The sequence below is a fragment of the Streptoalloteichus tenebrarius genome (genome assembly GCF_024171885.1).
Taxonomy (GTDB): Bacteria; Actinomycetota; Actinomycetes; order Mycobacteriales; family Pseudonocardiaceae; genus Streptoalloteichus; species Streptoalloteichus tenebrarius.
This window is the reverse complement of record NZ_JAMTCP010000046.1, coordinates 39786-55014: the sequence shown is the minus strand read 5'-3', so window position 1 is coordinate 55014 and position 15229 is coordinate 39786. Positions and strand designations below refer to the sequence as shown.

At 71.0% G+C, this 15229-nt stretch carries 14 protein-coding genes and 1 pseudogene; 5 read left to right on the top strand and 10 right to left on the bottom strand.

Going from position 1 to position 15229, the window contains the following annotated elements; all coding sequences use genetic code 11:
- The coding region (locus LX15_RS27095; RefSeq protein WP_253672745.1) for a transposase at nt 1-333 on the top strand (333 nt) is incomplete at its 5' end.
- An 86-nt stretch (nt 334-419) separates the two neighbouring features.
- Here the strand turns inward: LX15_RS27095 and LX15_RS27090 are convergent.
- Entirely contained in the window at nt 420-1343 is a 924-nt protein-coding gene (locus LX15_RS27090; protein WP_253672743.1) for an ArsR/SmtB family transcription factor, read from the bottom strand.
- A 1076-nt stretch (nt 1344-2419) separates the two neighbouring features.
- Here LX15_RS27090 and LX15_RS33305 point away from each other — a divergent pair.
- Both LX15_RS33305 and LX15_RS33715 read left to right on the top strand, forming a co-directional pair.
- A complete protein-coding gene (locus tag LX15_RS33305) occupies nt 2420-3586 on the top strand; it encodes a cytochrome P450 (protein WP_253672741.1) in 1167 nt (388 codons plus the stop codon).
- Nucleotides 3570-3833, top strand: a complete 264-nt coding sequence (locus LX15_RS33715) for a DUF6881 domain-containing protein (protein WP_372502799.1) — start codon at nt 3570-3572, stop codon at nt 3831-3833. Before LX15_RS33305 ends, LX15_RS33715 begins: the two co-directional genes overlap by 17 nt.
- 183 nt (nt 3834-4016) lie before the next feature.
- Here LX15_RS33715 and LX15_RS27080 read toward each other — a convergent pair whose 3' ends face one another.
- From LX15_RS27080 to LX15_RS27070, 3 genes are all read right to left on the bottom strand, one after another.
- Entirely contained in the window at nt 4017-4478 is a 462-nt protein-coding gene (locus LX15_RS27080) for a hypothetical protein (protein ID WP_253672739.1), read from the bottom strand.
- A 794-nt stretch (nt 4479-5272) separates the two neighbouring features.
- Nucleotides 5273-6220, bottom strand: a complete 948-nt coding sequence (locus LX15_RS27075; RefSeq protein WP_253672737.1) for a phosphotriesterase family protein — start codon at nt 6218-6220, stop codon at nt 5273-5275.
- The gene (locus LX15_RS27070) at nt 6217-6708 is read right to left on the bottom strand and encodes a carboxymuconolactone decarboxylase family protein (RefSeq protein WP_253672735.1); all 492 of its coding nucleotides are present in this window, start codon (nt 6706-6708) and stop codon (nt 6217-6219) included. The genes LX15_RS27075 and LX15_RS27070 overlap by 4 nt, the downstream gene beginning before the upstream one ends.
- Before the next feature lie 94 nt (nt 6709-6802).
- On the opposite strand from LX15_RS27070, the gene LX15_RS27065 reads away from it, so the two are divergent.
- The gene (locus tag LX15_RS27065; RefSeq protein ID WP_253672733.1) at nt 6803-7402 is read left to right on the top strand and encodes a CGNR zinc finger domain-containing protein; all 600 of its coding nucleotides are present in this window, start codon (nt 6803-6805) and stop codon (nt 7400-7402) included.
- A 420-nt stretch (nt 7403-7822) separates the two neighbouring features.
- Here LX15_RS27065 and LX15_RS27060 read toward each other — a convergent pair.
- The 3 genes and pseudogenes from LX15_RS27060 to LX15_RS27050 all read right to left on the bottom strand — a co-directional run.
- Nucleotides 7823-8021: pseudogene (locus LX15_RS27060) on the bottom strand (carboxyl transferase domain-containing protein); the annotation flags it as partial.
- 32 nt (nt 8022-8053) lie between these two features.
- The gene (locus tag LX15_RS27055; protein WP_253672731.1) at nt 8054-9010 is read right to left on the bottom strand and encodes an EamA family transporter; all 957 of its coding nucleotides are present in this window, start codon (nt 9008-9010) and stop codon (nt 8054-8056) included.
- Nucleotides 9011-9398: 388 nt separating this feature from the next.
- Nucleotides 9399-10847 (bottom strand): serine hydrolase, encoded by a 1449-nt coding sequence (locus tag LX15_RS27050; RefSeq protein ID WP_253672729.1) that lies wholly within the window; start codon nt 10845-10847, stop codon nt 9399-9401.
- A gap of 122 nt (nt 10848-10969) precedes the next feature.
- Here LX15_RS27050 and LX15_RS27045 point away from each other — a divergent pair, with 122 nt between their 5' ends.
- Nucleotides 10970-11488 (top strand): NUDIX domain-containing protein, encoded by a 519-nt coding sequence (locus tag LX15_RS27045; protein WP_253672727.1) that lies wholly within the window; start codon nt 10970-10972, stop codon nt 11486-11488.
- A 253-nt stretch (nt 11489-11741) separates the two neighbouring features.
- Here LX15_RS27045 and LX15_RS27040 read toward each other — a convergent pair whose 3' ends face one another.
- The 3 genes from LX15_RS27040 to LX15_RS33300 form a co-directional block, all read right to left on the bottom strand.
- Nucleotides 11742-12035, bottom strand: a complete 294-nt coding sequence (locus tag LX15_RS27040) for a hypothetical protein (RefSeq protein WP_253672725.1) — start codon at nt 12033-12035, stop codon at nt 11742-11744.
- Between the two features lie 466 nt (nt 12036-12501).
- Nucleotides 12502-12924: a DUF4180 domain-containing protein gene (locus LX15_RS27035; protein WP_253672722.1), complete on the bottom strand. Its 423-nt coding sequence runs from the start codon at nt 12922-12924 to the stop codon at nt 12502-12504.
- Nucleotides 12925-13089: 165 nt separating this feature from the next.
- Nucleotides 13090-15123 carry an ABC transporter ATP-binding protein gene (locus LX15_RS33300; RefSeq protein ID WP_253672720.1) on the bottom strand — a complete coding sequence of 678 codons (2034 nt, stop codon included), beginning with the start codon at nt 15121-15123 and terminating at the stop codon, nt 13090-13092.
- Nucleotides 15124-15229 lie beyond the last annotated feature (106 nt).

Below are 15229 nucleotides of genomic sequence, written 5' to 3'. Positions count from 1 at the left end.
CGCCTCTCACGGTGCGGGCCAGGCCGCCCGCGGACCCGGCCCGCGCTGGTCGTTGCGGACAAGGGCTACTCGTCCACGAAGATCCGCTCCTCCCTGCGCAGGCGAGGCATCACAGCGGCCATCCCGGAGCGGATCGACCAGATCAACGGCCGTCCGCGCAGGGGTGAGAGCAGATGCCGGCTCGACCGCGTGGCCTACCGGCGTCGCAACGTCGTCGAGCGCTGCTTCAACCGGCTCAAGCACAACAAGGCCCTGGCCACTGGCTATGACAAACGAGCCCGGCATTATCAGGCCATGGTCACTCTCGCCTGCCTACGACTCTGGCTGCCCTGACTTTGCGGACACCCCCTAGCACAGTGGTCGCAGGAGGGAGGCGCGTCGCCTTAGGAAAGATCAGGCAGGAGAGGAGAAGGGGGCGCCTAACCCCTCGTTCCCTGACACACATCCTCATTGTCTGATGTGGACGGTCGCCGGCTGCTCTCCAACAGCTCCTCACCCAACGGCGAGAGGGTGTGCCGGACCGAGGCGCCGACCCGCGTGGTGGTGACCAGGCCCGCGCCCCGCAGCACGGCGACGTGTTGGCTGGCCGACGCCAAAGACATGCCGATCCGGCCGGCCAACACCGTCGTGGAGCACCCGGAGCCGATCGACTCCAACACCGTCGCCCTGGTCCGCCCGAGCAGCCTGGCCAGCGCCGACGCCCCGTCCCCCTGGTTGCCGTGGGGGCGCTCGGCCGCGAGGTCCACCGGGTAGATCAGGACCGGCACGCCGCCCCGCGCGCCGGTCAGGATGACCTCCCCGACCGGCGCGGCCGTCGGCATCAGCAGCATTCCCCGCCCGCGCAGCCGCCACTCGGTCTCGCGCGGGCTCTCGATCTCCAGCACGGGGAAGGACCACCGCGCGGACCGGTGCGTCCGCCCCAGCACGCTCGTCGCGCCGGCCGTGGCCGACAGCGCGGCCTGCGCGGCCAGTTCGCCCGCCACCGCCGTCGTGATCCCGGCCCAGTCGGGCGAGACGACCGTGTGCCACCAGTGGACGATGGCCGAGGCGAGCAGCGGCGAGTGGTCGGCGACGCCGCGCAGCCTCGACAACCGGGACTCCAGCCCCGGGCACGACCCCGTGCCGACGGCGGCGGCCCTGTCGATCACCAGGTCCCAGCTCGTCCCCGACAGGACCTCGGCCACGGGAAGATCCGGGAACGTGGCCCGTTGCCAGCGGAGGCAGCGCGGGGAGCGCTCGTCGGACTCGCGGCGCAACGACAGGACCGTCTCCACGAGCGAGTCGGCCTCGCGCACGAGTCGGATTCGACGCAGATCAGCGGGCCCCACGATGATGCGCAGCATCCGTTCCCCCCGTTCGAACGGTCGGGCCTCCCCACCGACAGTCGATGGACGCATGCCGAGACCAGCGCGAACCCCGCCCCCTGGGTCACTGTCCGGCAAACTCAGCATGCCCTTGGGCCAAGTGGACGCGCTACCCGCCGAACGGTGGAAGGGCCCGGTCGAACACACGCTCCCCGACGTCGTGAGAAGGCGCGCCGGGCGCATATCTTCAGTCCAGCGTGAAAGGTCGCAACGGCACGGAGACCGCCGGTACCGTCGGTGTCCGCCGAATGGCGATGGGGGCAATCGGCCGTGTTCGCCAGAGGAAACAGGAAACCGGTCCGCACGAGATGCGTTGAGCATCCGTCCCGACGCCGAGCCGGAGCCGACGCCTGACCGCGTCGCTCACCCCTGCACCAGCTCGGCGTCGTCGCCGCCGAGGTAGAGGGCGGCATGCCGCTCGGACGGGCGCTCGTGGGCGGCGCCCGTCCGAGCCGCCTCCGCCTCTGGCGGCTCCCGAGGAAGGAGGAGGTGACGCCTGGAGTGGGAATTCGCGCCAGTGAGGATTCACGGTCCCCACACGCTGTCATCCATGTGGCGGACGGAGGAACGCGCCGAGTCACTCCGACGGAGCATGGGCGACCCATTCCACGATCAGGAGAGCGCGTGTTTCGTCACCACCAGCCGCCACACCGCCGACGCGTTCTGTTCCTTCGCGCACCGAAGCCATCCACCGAGATTATTGACCCCGACATGTCGTTCTGTTTCGCTGCGCTGATGCTCCTCACACCGGCGACGCGACCACTGGAGCGGTATTCGCGGTTGACCGGGCAGATCGGGTCTGGAAATTATGCGCGGTCTTCTGGGGACCGCAGGACTCCCCGCGCCGGTGCGGGTGGTCAACAACATCGTCCGCCTTCTGGCGTCGACCCGCGGACAGCTCACGTGAGTTGCGCTGGCGCGGTTCGCGTCGCCCGTGCCGCGAGGCGGGTGTGCGCTCGGCCGCGCCGCGTGCGGTGGCGCGGCCCGACGGACGACCGGGAGGAAGGGACGGCGCAGTCATGGTGAACGTCGCACCACGGCCCACACCGCCCAGCGTGCGGGACGGTGGCGCGGCCCTGCTGGCCTGGCTCCGCGCCATGCGCGGAGCCGCGCACGTGTGCCAGGACCCGAGGACGGGGATCTGGCAGGTGTTCCGCTACCAGGACGTGCGGCAGGTCATGGCCGACACCGCCACCTTCTCCTCGGAGGTGACCCGGGTGGTGCCAGACAGCCGCACATCGGCCAGGGGCAACGTGATGCTCACCGACCCACCCGAACACGGGAGGTTACGCGCGCTGGTGAGCCTCGCGTTCACCCCCGAGGCGGTGGCCGGACTGTCCTCACGGATCGCCGTGATCGCCTGGGACCTGCTGGACGACCTCCGGGGGCGGACCGACATCGACTTCGTCCGCGAGTTCGCGTACCCCCTGCCGCTGCGGGTGATCGCCGCGCTCCTCGGCCTTCCCGCCTCCGACACGGGAATGCTGCGGCGGTGGTCGGAGAAGCAGATCGCGGCCTCCCCCGACCGGCCCGACCGTCCCATGGACCTGGCGGCGCTCAGGTCCGTCCAGGCCGTCCGCCGGGAGTTCGACGCGTATCTGCTGAACCAGGTCGCGGAACGACGCGCGTACCCAAGGCAGGACCTGCTCACCGACCTCGCGCACGCCGAACTGGAGGGGACGCGGCTCACCGACAGGGAGATCGTCGCCTTCGCCGGGCTCCTCTTCCTGGCCGGCCATCTCACCACGACCGTCCTGTTGGGCAACGCGATGCTGTGTTTCGCCGAGTACCCCCACGTGTTGCGCGCGCTCCGCCGGCAGCCCGCGTTGCTGGACGGCACCATCGACGAGGTCCTGCGCTACCGCTCCCCCTTCACGCAGGTCGGCCGACTCACCACACGGGACGTCCTCATCGGTGGCGTTCGCGTTCCCCGGGGCCAGATGGTGCTCGCCTGGATCCTCTCGGCCAACCGGGACGGCCGGGTGATCCCCCGGCCCGACGTGTTCGACCCGACCCGCGTCCCCAACCCGCACATCGCGTTCGGGCATGGCGTCCACTCGTGCCTCGGCGCGGCGCTGGCGCGCCTGACGGCGCGGATCGCGCTTCCCATGGCGCTGGAACGGTTCCCCGTGTTCCGGATCTCCTCCCTCGCCCGCCCGACGTTCTACGAACTCGGGATCTTCGGCCCGCGCTCGCTGCGTCTGGATGTCCGGCAGACCTGAGCGGCGCTCCCCGTTCCGAAAGCGGATGCGGGCGGCGGGCAGGCTTCCAGCCGAGGCAGACCGGAGACGGCAGAGGAGAAGAGACGAGGAGCATGAGACGGGCCGCACGGGCCTGGGTGAGGTCCCCGTCCCTCCGCTCGTGGAGATCAACACGCGGTCGGAGTTCGTGGCATCGCACGTCAGCGCTGAGGGGTTCGAGCGCGCTTGGGCTCGGGCTCTGCGTGGACAACCGCTCGACGTGGCCTGACAGGGAGGCGTGAGGCGGTGGAGACCGCCATGCCGTGACGGGTTGTGACGCCCACGGGTGGCGGTTCCCCTCGCCCACGCGTTCACCTGGCGGCCGAGCGAGACAGCCCAATGCTGCTTGTCGAGAGCCGGGCGATGTGGTGGGACGCCCGCCACCGACAGCGGGCGGCGGGCGCGGACCGGGCTACTTGCGGCAGTCCTCAAGCTTGCGTCGGGCCTCGGCGAGCGCCGTCGCCGCCTCGGTGGCCTTGCCCTGGGCCTTGTCGGCGTCCTCGCGGGCCTGTGCGCGGTCCGCGATGGCCTGCGTGTGCTTGGCGATCGCCCTGGTCGACCGTGCGAAGGCCTCGGCGGAGCGGGCGCTGCCCGTGGCGCTGTGGTCACCCTTGGCTGCCTCCTCCTTGGCGGCCTTGCGCGCCTCGTCGGCCTCGGCACTGGCGGCGTCAGCGGCCTTCATCGCCGCCTCCTGCTTGCCCTTGGCCTCCTTCGACGCGTTGTCCGCGGCGGTGTTCGCGGTCTCGGCCGCGGCAACGGCCGCCTGCTCCGTGTCGCACGAGCGAGGAGGCGGTGGCGCGGACTCACCGCCACACCCCGCGATCGTCACCGCGATCCCGAACACGACGGCGACCCCGCACAATCTGGTGCGCAATTTTCCCCCCAAACCAAAATGGCCGCTCGAAGGCTAGCCCCCACCTCCTCGTTGATCAACTGTGTTGCGCACCCCCTGACCCGGAGGGTCTGGAGCCAGCGATGCGACAGTCTCCCCGTCTGTCCACTGAGGACAAATGAGCGCGCGGTTCTCGAACAGGACGGGCAACGGCTCGACGCCGGGCTCTGCCGCGCGGGCCGTGCGGTGGTCAGCCAGGGTCAGGACGCAACCGCGAAGCCCGACCGCTCACACGGTCGGGTTTCACCTCACTGCCCGGCCCTCTAGTGTCCTCAAAGCTGGTGTGGCTGGACTGGTGCGATCTTGCGGCGTGGCACGCGCGCACGGTGACCGGCGAGCGCGGCAGATCGATCCGTTGTTGCCCGCCTTCGACGCGAAAGGACTCCCACCGGTGAGGCACCGGATGACCAACAAGATGGCTGATCACGGCGAAGACGGGTGCGGCGTGACCTGCCGGAACGCAGAGGCCAATCCTGGGAGAGGTGACGACAACCAGTTCTGACGGTGATCACGCGCCGGAACCCTGACCACTCTGGCGACAGGTGTGCGGTGATCGCCGAGGTGCACAACGAACGCGACCAAGAGGTCCCGGTCGGCTCCAACACCGTGCGCCCACCCACCAGCACACCACCAGCGCGCCGCACTCCGCACCCTCCACAGGGGACGGATCGTGCGACGGGCACCGTGAGCCACGTGATCACGCCATCTGGCCACCCTGCTCATCTGGCTTGGGGACAGGCCCTAGCCGGTTGTGGTCAGGGCGTGGTCGTTGTGGGTCAGTGGAGGGTGTCGCGCCAGTTCACCGCGAACGCGCGGGCCGGGTTGCGGACGAAGATCGCGGTCGCGACGTCCGCGCCGAGTTCGCGTTCGACGCGGGGACGCAGGCCGGTCAGCAGGAACGACATGCCGGGTCCGTCAGCGGTGGACCTGGCATTGGCGGTGACCGTGTCGCCTCCAAGCAGGACCTGGTGGGCGTGGCCGGCGTCGACGAGCGCAGCGAGGCTGTCCATCAGACGCCAGTCCGTGCCGTGGTGGGCGCGGGAGGGTCCGTCGAAGACCAGGAAGGCGCCGGTCTCGGCCGCCTGGCGGTGGATGGCGGGGTCCGGGAAGCGGTGGACGTGTCCCAGAAGCACGCGGTGCGGTGCGACGCCGTGGGTTCCACACAGGACGTCGAGCGCGTCCAGCGCGGCGGTGCCGCCTTCCAGGTGGATGCCTATGGGCGCGTCGGTGGCGTGGTGCGCGTGGGCGGCCGCGGCCATGACGTGCCGGGTGTGGTGGTCGAGGTGGTGGAACGCCCCGGCGACCTTGATCATCCCGGCCCTCGTCTCGGCCTCGGTCAGCTCGTGGACGAACATCTCGGCCAGGCTGTCGCGGAGCCTGGCCAGCTCGGCCGCGTCGTAGTGCCTGGCCTGGTGCAGCCCGGTCGCGGCCACGATGTGCGTTCCGGAGCGCCGGGACAGCTCGGGCAGATCCGCCATGCGCCGTCCCATTCCCCACGGAGTCCACTGCGCGACGGCGTTTCCACCGGCCGCCGCGAAGGCAGTTAGTTCGCCGAGCGCCGCTGCGGGGTCGTCCAGCTCCTGTCCCGGCAGCATCGGGGACCGCAGGAACAGGTGGTCGTGGGCGTCGCAGACACCCAGGTGCTCGGGTGGGATGTCGCCGAGCACGGTCCGGACCATCCCCGGCATCTCTGTCATCCCGGACATCCCGGACATCACGGTCATCGCGCGTCGCTCCGCGCCGGGGCCTGCCGCCCGGACTCCCCCGTCTCCTCGGCCTTCTCGGCCGCCCGGGACTCCTCCTCCGCGTCGGCGAGTGCTGCCGCGGCCACACGCAGTCCGGCCAGTGCCTTGGGCACGCCGACGTAGGGCGCCAGGTGGACGAAGACCTCCAGGATCTCCTGGCGCGTCATGCCGACCCGCAGCCCGGTCCTGGCGTGTCCCGCCAACTGAGGGTCCACCCCGCCGAGCGCGGTCAGCGCCCCGAGGTTGACGAGCTGGCGGTCACGCGGGGACAGGCCCTCGCGCTGGTAGGTGCCGCCGAACAGCGCGGTGATCACCCAGTCGGCGAAGCCGGGGACGACCTGCTCCAGACCGGGCAGGGTCGCGAGTTGGGTCGCCTGGTCCTGCAACAGGTCCAGCGTCCGGTAGCCCGCCTCGCGGTCCAGTCGCGCCGGTGTCAGCCGCTCCGCCAGTGCCTGGTCGGTCGTCATCGGTCCTGCCCTTCGTCGTGAGTCGCAACGTGTAACGCTTCACGCGTTACAGCAACCTAGCACGCGTAACGAGCGAGGCGTTACACTCGCCGACGTGGGGAAAGAGGACGCGCTCGCCTTCCGCTTCGACTGCGGCGCCGTGTGGTTGAACCTGCTCGCCACCCGGGGGCGCACGTTCAGCCCGAACCCGGTGGAGCGGCTCAGCACTCCCGAACGGTTCGCCGAGTGGCTGAAGCGGTGCGAACTCTCCCCGGTCCGCGCGCCGGACCACGACGACCTCGACCAGGCACGACGCCTGAGGGAGACGCTGCGCCTGCTCGCGCTCGCCGCCGTGGACGAGCGGCCGCCACCGGCCGACGCCGTCGCGGAACTGGACGCGTTCCTGACCGGCCACCCCGAACAGATCCGGCTGCGCACGGGCGACCGGTTGCGACGGGAGCCCCCCGCGACCGCCGGTGCCGCCCTCGCCCGGATCGCCCGCCAGGCCGTCGACCACCTGACCGGCGCCGACCGGCACGCCCTGAAGTGCTGTCCGGAACACGACTGCCGTGGCGTGTTCGTCGATCCGGCGGGACGACGGCGCTGGTGCCCGTCCCCCGCCTGCGCGAGTCGAGGCCGGGTGCGCGCGCTGCGCGCCCGTCGCGGTGCGTCCACTTCGGACACCGAGTCTCCTGCGCCGCGTCGGGAACAATGATCACCGCCAGATCGGCCCGGACGGACCCCGGAGACGCCGTGGCCGAGACGGCCCGCGTGGTCGCGAGTCGGGTGCGTCTCAGGGTGTTTCGGTCACGAGAGCGCGGCTGCCGAAGGGAACCCGCGTCGCATCAGCCGGGCCCATCTGAACACCTGGGCGCACGGCCGGACGGCCCTGCCCGGGGACGTCGCCGACTGCGCCTCGCCGACGTCCGGCGTCGGCACCACCATGGCACTGGTCGGAGCGTACGTGCTGGCTGGCGAACTCGTGGCAGCGAACGGCGACCATCACCGCGCCGATGCGGTGTACGAGAACGAGACACCCCGTGCGTCGCCCGTGCCCAACGGCTCGCTCGCGGCACCGGAGGGGATGGGCCGAGTTCCCCTCCACGGCTCTGCTTCCGCGACCATTCCATCCGGACTCCTGGAACCGCGAGCCGTCCACGATCCGCGCGATCACCTCACGGACGTCGTAGGGCGTGCGCGTCGTCCTCGGCCAGGTGGTCGGTGACGCCGGAGGTGCGTGAGTGCAGCGCGCCGCCGCCCAGCTCCTCGGCGGTGACGACCTCGCCGGTGGCGGCCTTCACCAGCGGCGGCCCACCCAGGAAGAACGTGCCCTGACGCCCGCCGCTCCCGACCCGGCCGTCAACGCTCAGCCCTCAGACGACGCCTTCTCGGAGGAGGCCGGCTTCCGTTCGGCGCGCACCACCAGCGCGACCGACGAGATGATCAGCCCGGCGCCGAGGAGGCTCACCGCCTGCACCGGTTCGGACAGGAAGGCCACCCCGAGTACGACGGCCACCACGGGATTGACGTAGGCGTAGGTGCTGGCCAGGGACGGTGGCACCTTCCCGAGCAGCCACACCAGCGACACGTAGGCCACCGCCGAGCCCGGGCCGATCAGGTAGAGCAGGCCCATCAGCGACTCGCCGGACCAGGCCCCGACGTCGACGGGCTCTCCGACCACAACCGAGGCCAGCAGGAGCAGGACACCGGCGGTCGTCATCTGGAGCGCCGCGCCGAGCAGCGGGTCCGCCGGTTCGGGCAGCCGAGGGGTGTAGAAGAGCCCGACGGCCTCGGACACGGCGGCGGCCACCAACAGGGCCAGGCCGAACACGGGCACGGAGCCGCCGGCGGTGGGCAACAGCAACAGGACGGCGCCGCCGAAGCCGACCGCCAGGCTCGCCAGCGCCAACCTCGGGACCGGCTGCCGGTGGAGGAGCCTGAGGACGATCGTCCACAGGGGAACGGTGGCCACGACCAGCGAGGAGAGTCCGGAGTGGACGGTCTGTTCCGCGATCCCCAGGAGTCCGAAGGCGACGCCGAGGATCAACGCGCCGGAGGTCGCCGCGCCGGCCAGCTCCGCGCGGCTCACCGTCGGCGGTCTGCGCTCCCGCAGCGCGCACCAGGCGTAGAGCAGCAGGCCCGCGACCAGGCAGCGCAGCCCGGTCCCGAGCAGGGGCGGGACCGTGCGGACCATCACCTTGATCGCGAGGTACGTGGAACCCCAGAGCACGTAGAGGATCAGGAGGTTCGCCCAGACCAGCCAGGTCGGCGTCCTCGGCGCGAGCGACGCCGTGCCCTGGCACGCGTTGCTGGTCTCCGTCATGAACCACTCCGTACTGCCGCGGCGGTGAGGACTCGACAAACGGGGAAAGGACGTCCGCATCCGGGTTCCCCACCATCCCCGCCCTCCAAATCCTCAGGAGCGTTTGGTGACGTCCGCCACTGGCGCTGAGGTCGCGTTCTCGTCCGGTCGCGTCCGGTACGGGGGGATGGGGGATCTCCGCCTGTCCGCGCTGTGAACTCAGGAGTGGGCTGCCTGGCCGTCCCGCCGACCCGCCCTCGGCGACGACGAGATCGCCGCCGAGGGCGGGCGGTTCGGTGGTGTCAGATTTCCGCCGCCCGGTCACCGCGCCGGACGGGACGAGTGGTCAACGTGCCACGTCGTCCCCCAGTGATCCTGACCGGCGCAACGGGACCTCGCGACGGGACTCTCAGTGGCGGAGCTTGGTGACGATCTTGTCGATGGCCAGCCCGAGCTTGCCGTACTTCTCGGTGTAGGGCACGGGGTAGATGCCGGGCGGGTCCGCGGGGCGGTTCACGTCGACGTAGTCGGTGCCCAGGTTGCTGAACACCACGACGACGTAGTTGCGCCTGGCCTTGCCGGGGAGCGAGTGGACGATGCCCGCGTCGCTGCCGGTGGTGTCGACCCAGCCGTTCTTGTGGGCGAAGGTCACCTCGGCCTTGGCGTCGCACGGGCGGACGTCACGGCCGTAGACGGCGTCGCCCACGGTCACGGTGCCGTCGGCGGGGTTGACCCAGCGCTTCGGGGTGAGCTGGGGGATGCCCGGCGCGGGGTAGTCCCGGCCGCACCAGTTGGTGGTGGAGAGCATCTCGTTGTGCCCCTGCTCGCCCAGGGCCTTGAGGAAGAGGCGGCGCGAGGACTCGCTGAGCTGGTCCCGGGTGATCCGCCGGCCGGAGTCGGTGGTCCACAACGTGCCGTTGCCGCCGTTGACCAGCAGCAACAGCTTGGCGGTGTCGATGCCGCTCATGTTCGAGCCGATCCAGCGGCCGCCGTTGCCGGGGTTGGTACCGGTGACCATGAGGGTCGGCATGCCGAGGTCGACGAACGACTTGTTGATCTCGTCCCACGCCTTCAGGTCGTGCACCATCTTGATCAGGGCGCAGGTCGACTCGTTGCGCGACATGGTGATCATCTCGTCGAAGTACTGCCGGACCGTCTTGGTGGACGGGCCGCCGCAGGCGACGTTGGGCGTCACCGGCTGGTAGGCGTACTCGGCGTCGAGGGACACCCGGCCCTGGTCGGACAGGCGCAGGACGCCGAAGCCGACCATGAGCTTGAGGACCGAGGCCGGGTACGGCGAGGAGAAGTCGATGGGCGCCTTCTCCCTGCCGGGCAGGACGTCCCTGGTTCCCTTGCCGCCGTTGACGTCCCACTCGGTGTCGTCCCACCAGCGGTAACGCACCTGGTCGGTGGCCAGCTTCTTCCGATTCAGCGGCACCACGACGCCGTTCGGGTACTGCGGGCTCATCAACACGTTGGCCATGGCCAACGGACGTCCCGCGCCGTCCAGCTCGATCACGGCGGCGTCGAGGTTGGGCGTCTGGTGCAACGGCTTGGGCTCGACGGCGGCCTGCGTGCGCGCCACCAGCTCGGCGGGGGTCGTGTCGTACTTCTCCGGCGCGCCCGACCGGAACGCCTTCACCGTGGTCGGCGGGGTCAGGTCGATGACGTCCTTGAAGTTCTGGGCGACGATCGCCCGGCGCAGCTCCTCGGCCAGCCGTCCGCTGGCCGACTCCACGCCGTCGGCGCTCGCCGCGGCGGTCGCCACCGTGGTCGCCACCGTGGTCGCCCCGCTGATCACGGTCAGCGCCGCCACCAGGGCCGCGGCGGCCAGACGGCTCCGTCTGAGAGGTCTCACTGGTCCTGCTTTCTCATGGAGGGAGATTGCTTGCGTCGGCAACCTTAGAGGCTCGTGATCTTGAAAAGACGGATTCGCGGGAGAGCCGCGTGCCGACCGGGGATCTGGCTAGGGTGGGTTCCGTGAGCGACACGAGTTCGGCCACACCCACCCCGGACGGTCTGGCGTCGCTGGAGCGGTATGTGGCCGGAATGGCCCGCAAACGCCTGGTGGCCGGGGTCCTGTTCCGGGACCGGGAGGGGCGCGTGCTGCTGGTCGAGCCGTCCTACAAACCGAACTGGGAGATCCCGGGCGGAGCGGTGGAGGCGGACGAGTCGCCGTGGGCGGGAGCACGCCGTGAGCTGGCCGAGGAGCTGGGGTGGCGTCGTCCGCTCGGCCGGTTGCTGGTGGTCGACCACATCCCCGCGCAGGAGCCCCTTCCCGAGGGCGTGGTGTTCGTCTTCGACGGTGGTGTGCTCGACGAGCGCGACGTGGCCGAGATGGTGTTCGTCGACGGGGAGATCCTCTCCGCCAGCTTCCACACCATGGCCGAGGTCAGGACCAAGGTGAAGCCGGTGTTGGCGGACCGCCTCGACGCCGCGACGCACGCCGTGCGGCACGGGGAGACCGTCTTGTGCGAGCAGGGAAAACGCGTCGGCTGACCGCGCCGAGCCAGGAGGCCGGGCACGGCCGTCCTGGTCCCGCGCGCGAAAAGGACCCACTCGCTGGGACGATCACGTGGGCACGCTGGAAAGATCAGGCCGACCGGTGGACGAGCAGATCACGGGCGGGAGGCTCGCTGCCTTGTGGGAGCACGACTTCCACCCATTCCTCGCGAGTCGCGCGAGAGCCCTCTGATCACGGGGACGACCTCGGTCGTCTGTCCTTGGCTGTTCCTCCGACGCCCGTCGTGTGTCAGTCGGAGTCGGCGGCCGGTTCCTCCGCCGGGAACGGGATCGGGCTAAGCAGGTACCGCGCGCGGTCCTCGGTGGCGCGATGGGTCAGGCGGGGCGCGATCACGGCGCGGAGTTCGCTGATCATCTGGAGCAGCTCCTCCCGGCTGGACCAGACCGCGTGCTGGCGGTACCCGACCAGGTCGGACGCGAGGTCGGCCCGGCCACGCCCGAGGTAGGCGTCGAACTCGGCGACCAGCGCGGCCATCGCGCCGGCGAATGCGCGTCGATGGTCATCGAGCGTCAGCGGAGCCATCGCGTCGGCGTCGACGACCGCGTGCTCCGGGCGCAGGCGGTACCGGCGCTCGACCCGCCCCGCATCCGGCGTTCCTCAGCCACCTCCAGGATCCCCTCAGCGTCGCTGGACCTGTCGCTGGACCTGCCGATGCTGGTTCTCCAGGGCAGCCGCGACCACCAGGTGACCGTCGCCGACGATCTCGCGCGGTGGGGCGCCGGGCTCGCTCACCGGTCGAACGTCACGATCCGTGTCCACGAGGCAGACAACCACCTGTCCTTCCCGGGTTCAGGGCCGTCGACGCCAGCGGAGTACGAAGCGCCGCAACCACGTCGACCTCTCGGTCGTGGCTGACATCGCGGAGTGGCTGGAACGCGCCGGGGAGCGGAGAAGCTGAACCCCGGACGGCTTCGACGCCGGCGGCCGAACGGGGACGCCAGAGGTCGACGTCTCCGCTCGACGGCGGACCGGGGCGCAACGGGTCAGTTCACCCGGTCTGGCTGTCGGTGATCTCGTCGGTTCCCGGGGTCGGGCCGGGCGGCGGGGTGAGGGCGCGGAGCCGCTCGTCGAGGGCGTCGAGGTCGGGGACGAACCACACGTGGTCGGCCCGGTTCGACTCGTGGACGAGGGCGCGCAGGGCCGAGCTGGCCGCCAGGTGGCGGGAGAGGTCGCCGACGACGGCCAGCCGCAGCCGGTGGTTGACGAACTTCTGCATGACCTCGCCGGCGAAGCGGGTGCCCAGCGAGAAGAAGTCGTCGTCCAGCCGGCTGGCGGGCACGGCCACCACCTCGGCCCCGAGGAAGCTGGCGCCGATCAGGTCCAGCGCGTCCCGCGTGGTGCCGATCGGCGGCCCGTCCGGGTCGCAGACCAGCACCGGCACCCCGGCCCGCTCCTGGATCACGTCATCCACCCTCAGCCTCCCCGTCCCGCACTTCAGCTTCCCCATCACTCCTCAACATACCCTTCATGGGGAGCGATAGAGCACTGAGGAGGGCGAAGGTCGCCCCTGTTGGGGGTCAGCCCGGCGAGTCCTGGCGCTCCGTTCCTCCTCGCCGCGCCGTCGGCGGGCAAGGAGCTAGCCGGCCTGGCCGTCCACCGAGGACGCCACCGGCCGGGGCTCGGGCTTGGTCATCGGCGGCAGGGCGGGGAGCGCCATCCCGCAGGCGAGCGAGCTGTCGCCGAGATCGTCGTCTCCCAGGTAGGAGTGGGCCTGGGTGCGGAACAGCTCGGCGTAGCGGCCGTCCGCCGCCATGAGCTCCTCGTGGGTGCCCTGCTCGGTGATCCGCCCCTCGTGCAGCACGTAGATCCGGTCCACCCACCGCACCGTGGCCATCCGGTGGGTGATCAGGACGCAGGCCTGGTCACGCTCGCCCCGGGTGAGCAACTCGTTGATCTTGGCTTCGGCCTTGGCGTCGAGGTTCGCGGTCGGCTCGTCGGAGATCAGGAGCGCGGCGTCCCGGTACAGCGCCCGCGCGCAGGCCATCTTCTGCCACTGGCCGCCGGACAGGTCGCAGCCGTTGCGGAAGTCCTTGCTGAGCATGGTGTCCCAGCCGTGCGGCAGCTCGCTGACCACCCGGTCCAGTTCGGTGACGGTGGTGGCGGCACGGAAGCGGCTCCCGTCGGGGTCGGGGTCCTCGGTGCGGCCGATGCGGACGTTGGCGCGAGCCGAGAGCGGCCAGCGGGTCGGCTCCTGGCAGATGACGGCCACGCGGTCGGTGACGCTGTCCGGGTCGCAGTCCGCGAGGTCGACCCCGTCCCAGAGCACGCGGCCGGAGCTGGGGGCGTACAGGCCGGCCAGGATCTTGGCGAGGGTGCTCTTGCCCGAGCCGTTCTCCCCGACGAGCGCGATGCGCTCACCACGGCGGATGGTCAGCGACACGTCCCTGAGGGCGGGCGTCTCCTGCCCCCGGTAGGTGAAGGTGACCCGGTCGACGGTGATGGTGTGGGGATCGGCCGGCGCCCGCCGACCCGTGGACGGGCGCGTGCGACTGGCGGCTTCCTCCAGGAAGCTCATCAGGTCGCGCACGTACAGGCTGCACTCGTAGACGAAGCTCGTCTCCAGCATGAGGTCGGAGAGGTTGTCGCTGGCGATCCTGATCGCGAGGACGGCCGCGCCGGCGGTGGCCAGCGGCATCGCGTCGCGGTAGAGCAGCCACCCCAGCAGGGCGTAGGTGGCGCCCAGCAGGACGCCGGACAGGGCGCGGCAGGTCAGGCGCACGCGCCCCTCGGCCATGGCGAGGTCGACCTCGGTGGAGATCAGGGTGTTCTGGACGCGGCGGTACCGGGCCAGCAGCGCGGGTTGAGCGTTGTAGGCACGCATCTCCCCCGCCGACGTCGCGCGGAACGCCAGCATGCGGAAGATCACGAACCGGCGGCGGTTCAGCGGGGCGAGGGTGGCGAAGCGGGTGTACTTGCGGCGCGCGATGACGAGCACGCCCCACGCCACGGGGACGGCCGTGGCGATGACCATGGGCAGCAGCAGCGGGTCGAGCACGGTCATCGCGGTGAGGGCGGCGACGAGCGTGACGACGGACTCCAGCATCGCGACCAGGCGCTGGAGGGCGAGTTCGACGTAGGTCATGCCGTTGGTGGCGGCGCGTTCGAGCCGGTCGCAGAAGGCGTCGTCGTCGTAGGCTTCGAGGTCCACATAGGACGCCGCCGGCAGCAGCCGGAAGTGGACCTGCTGGCGCAGCAGCGGTAACAGTCTGCCCTGCATGGCCAGTGCCACGATCGACGCGCCCGCGCGCAGCGCGAGCAGCCCGACCACGGCGAGGAAGGCGGGCAGGGCCGCGATGACGCGGTCGGCGGTGGGGCCGGCGCTGAGGATGCGGGTCAGCAGCTCGGCGGCGCCGAACACGCCGAGGCCGGTGGCCAGGGCCTGGACCATCCGGCAGGCCACGAGCAGGACCAGGCTCGCGCGCGAGGCCCGCCAGGCGAGGCCCAGCACGAACCGCGCGGTTCTCGGCGCCTGTCGGGCCATCGTCCACAGGGGAATCCGGGCCATGTCGAGCTGCCCGTCGGCGACCAGCCACGGGGGCAGCACGACCTCGTCCTGGGAGTCGTCGTCCAGTGCGGCGTCGGGGGCGGGAGGCGGAGTCGAAGAGGACACGGAACGTCACTGTAGGCGGGACGAGCATCACGCACAGTAGTCAATCTGGGTGGTGCCGGCGATCGCACCACGAACGTGAATACTCCTCATCTGTGCCCGCTCGCCT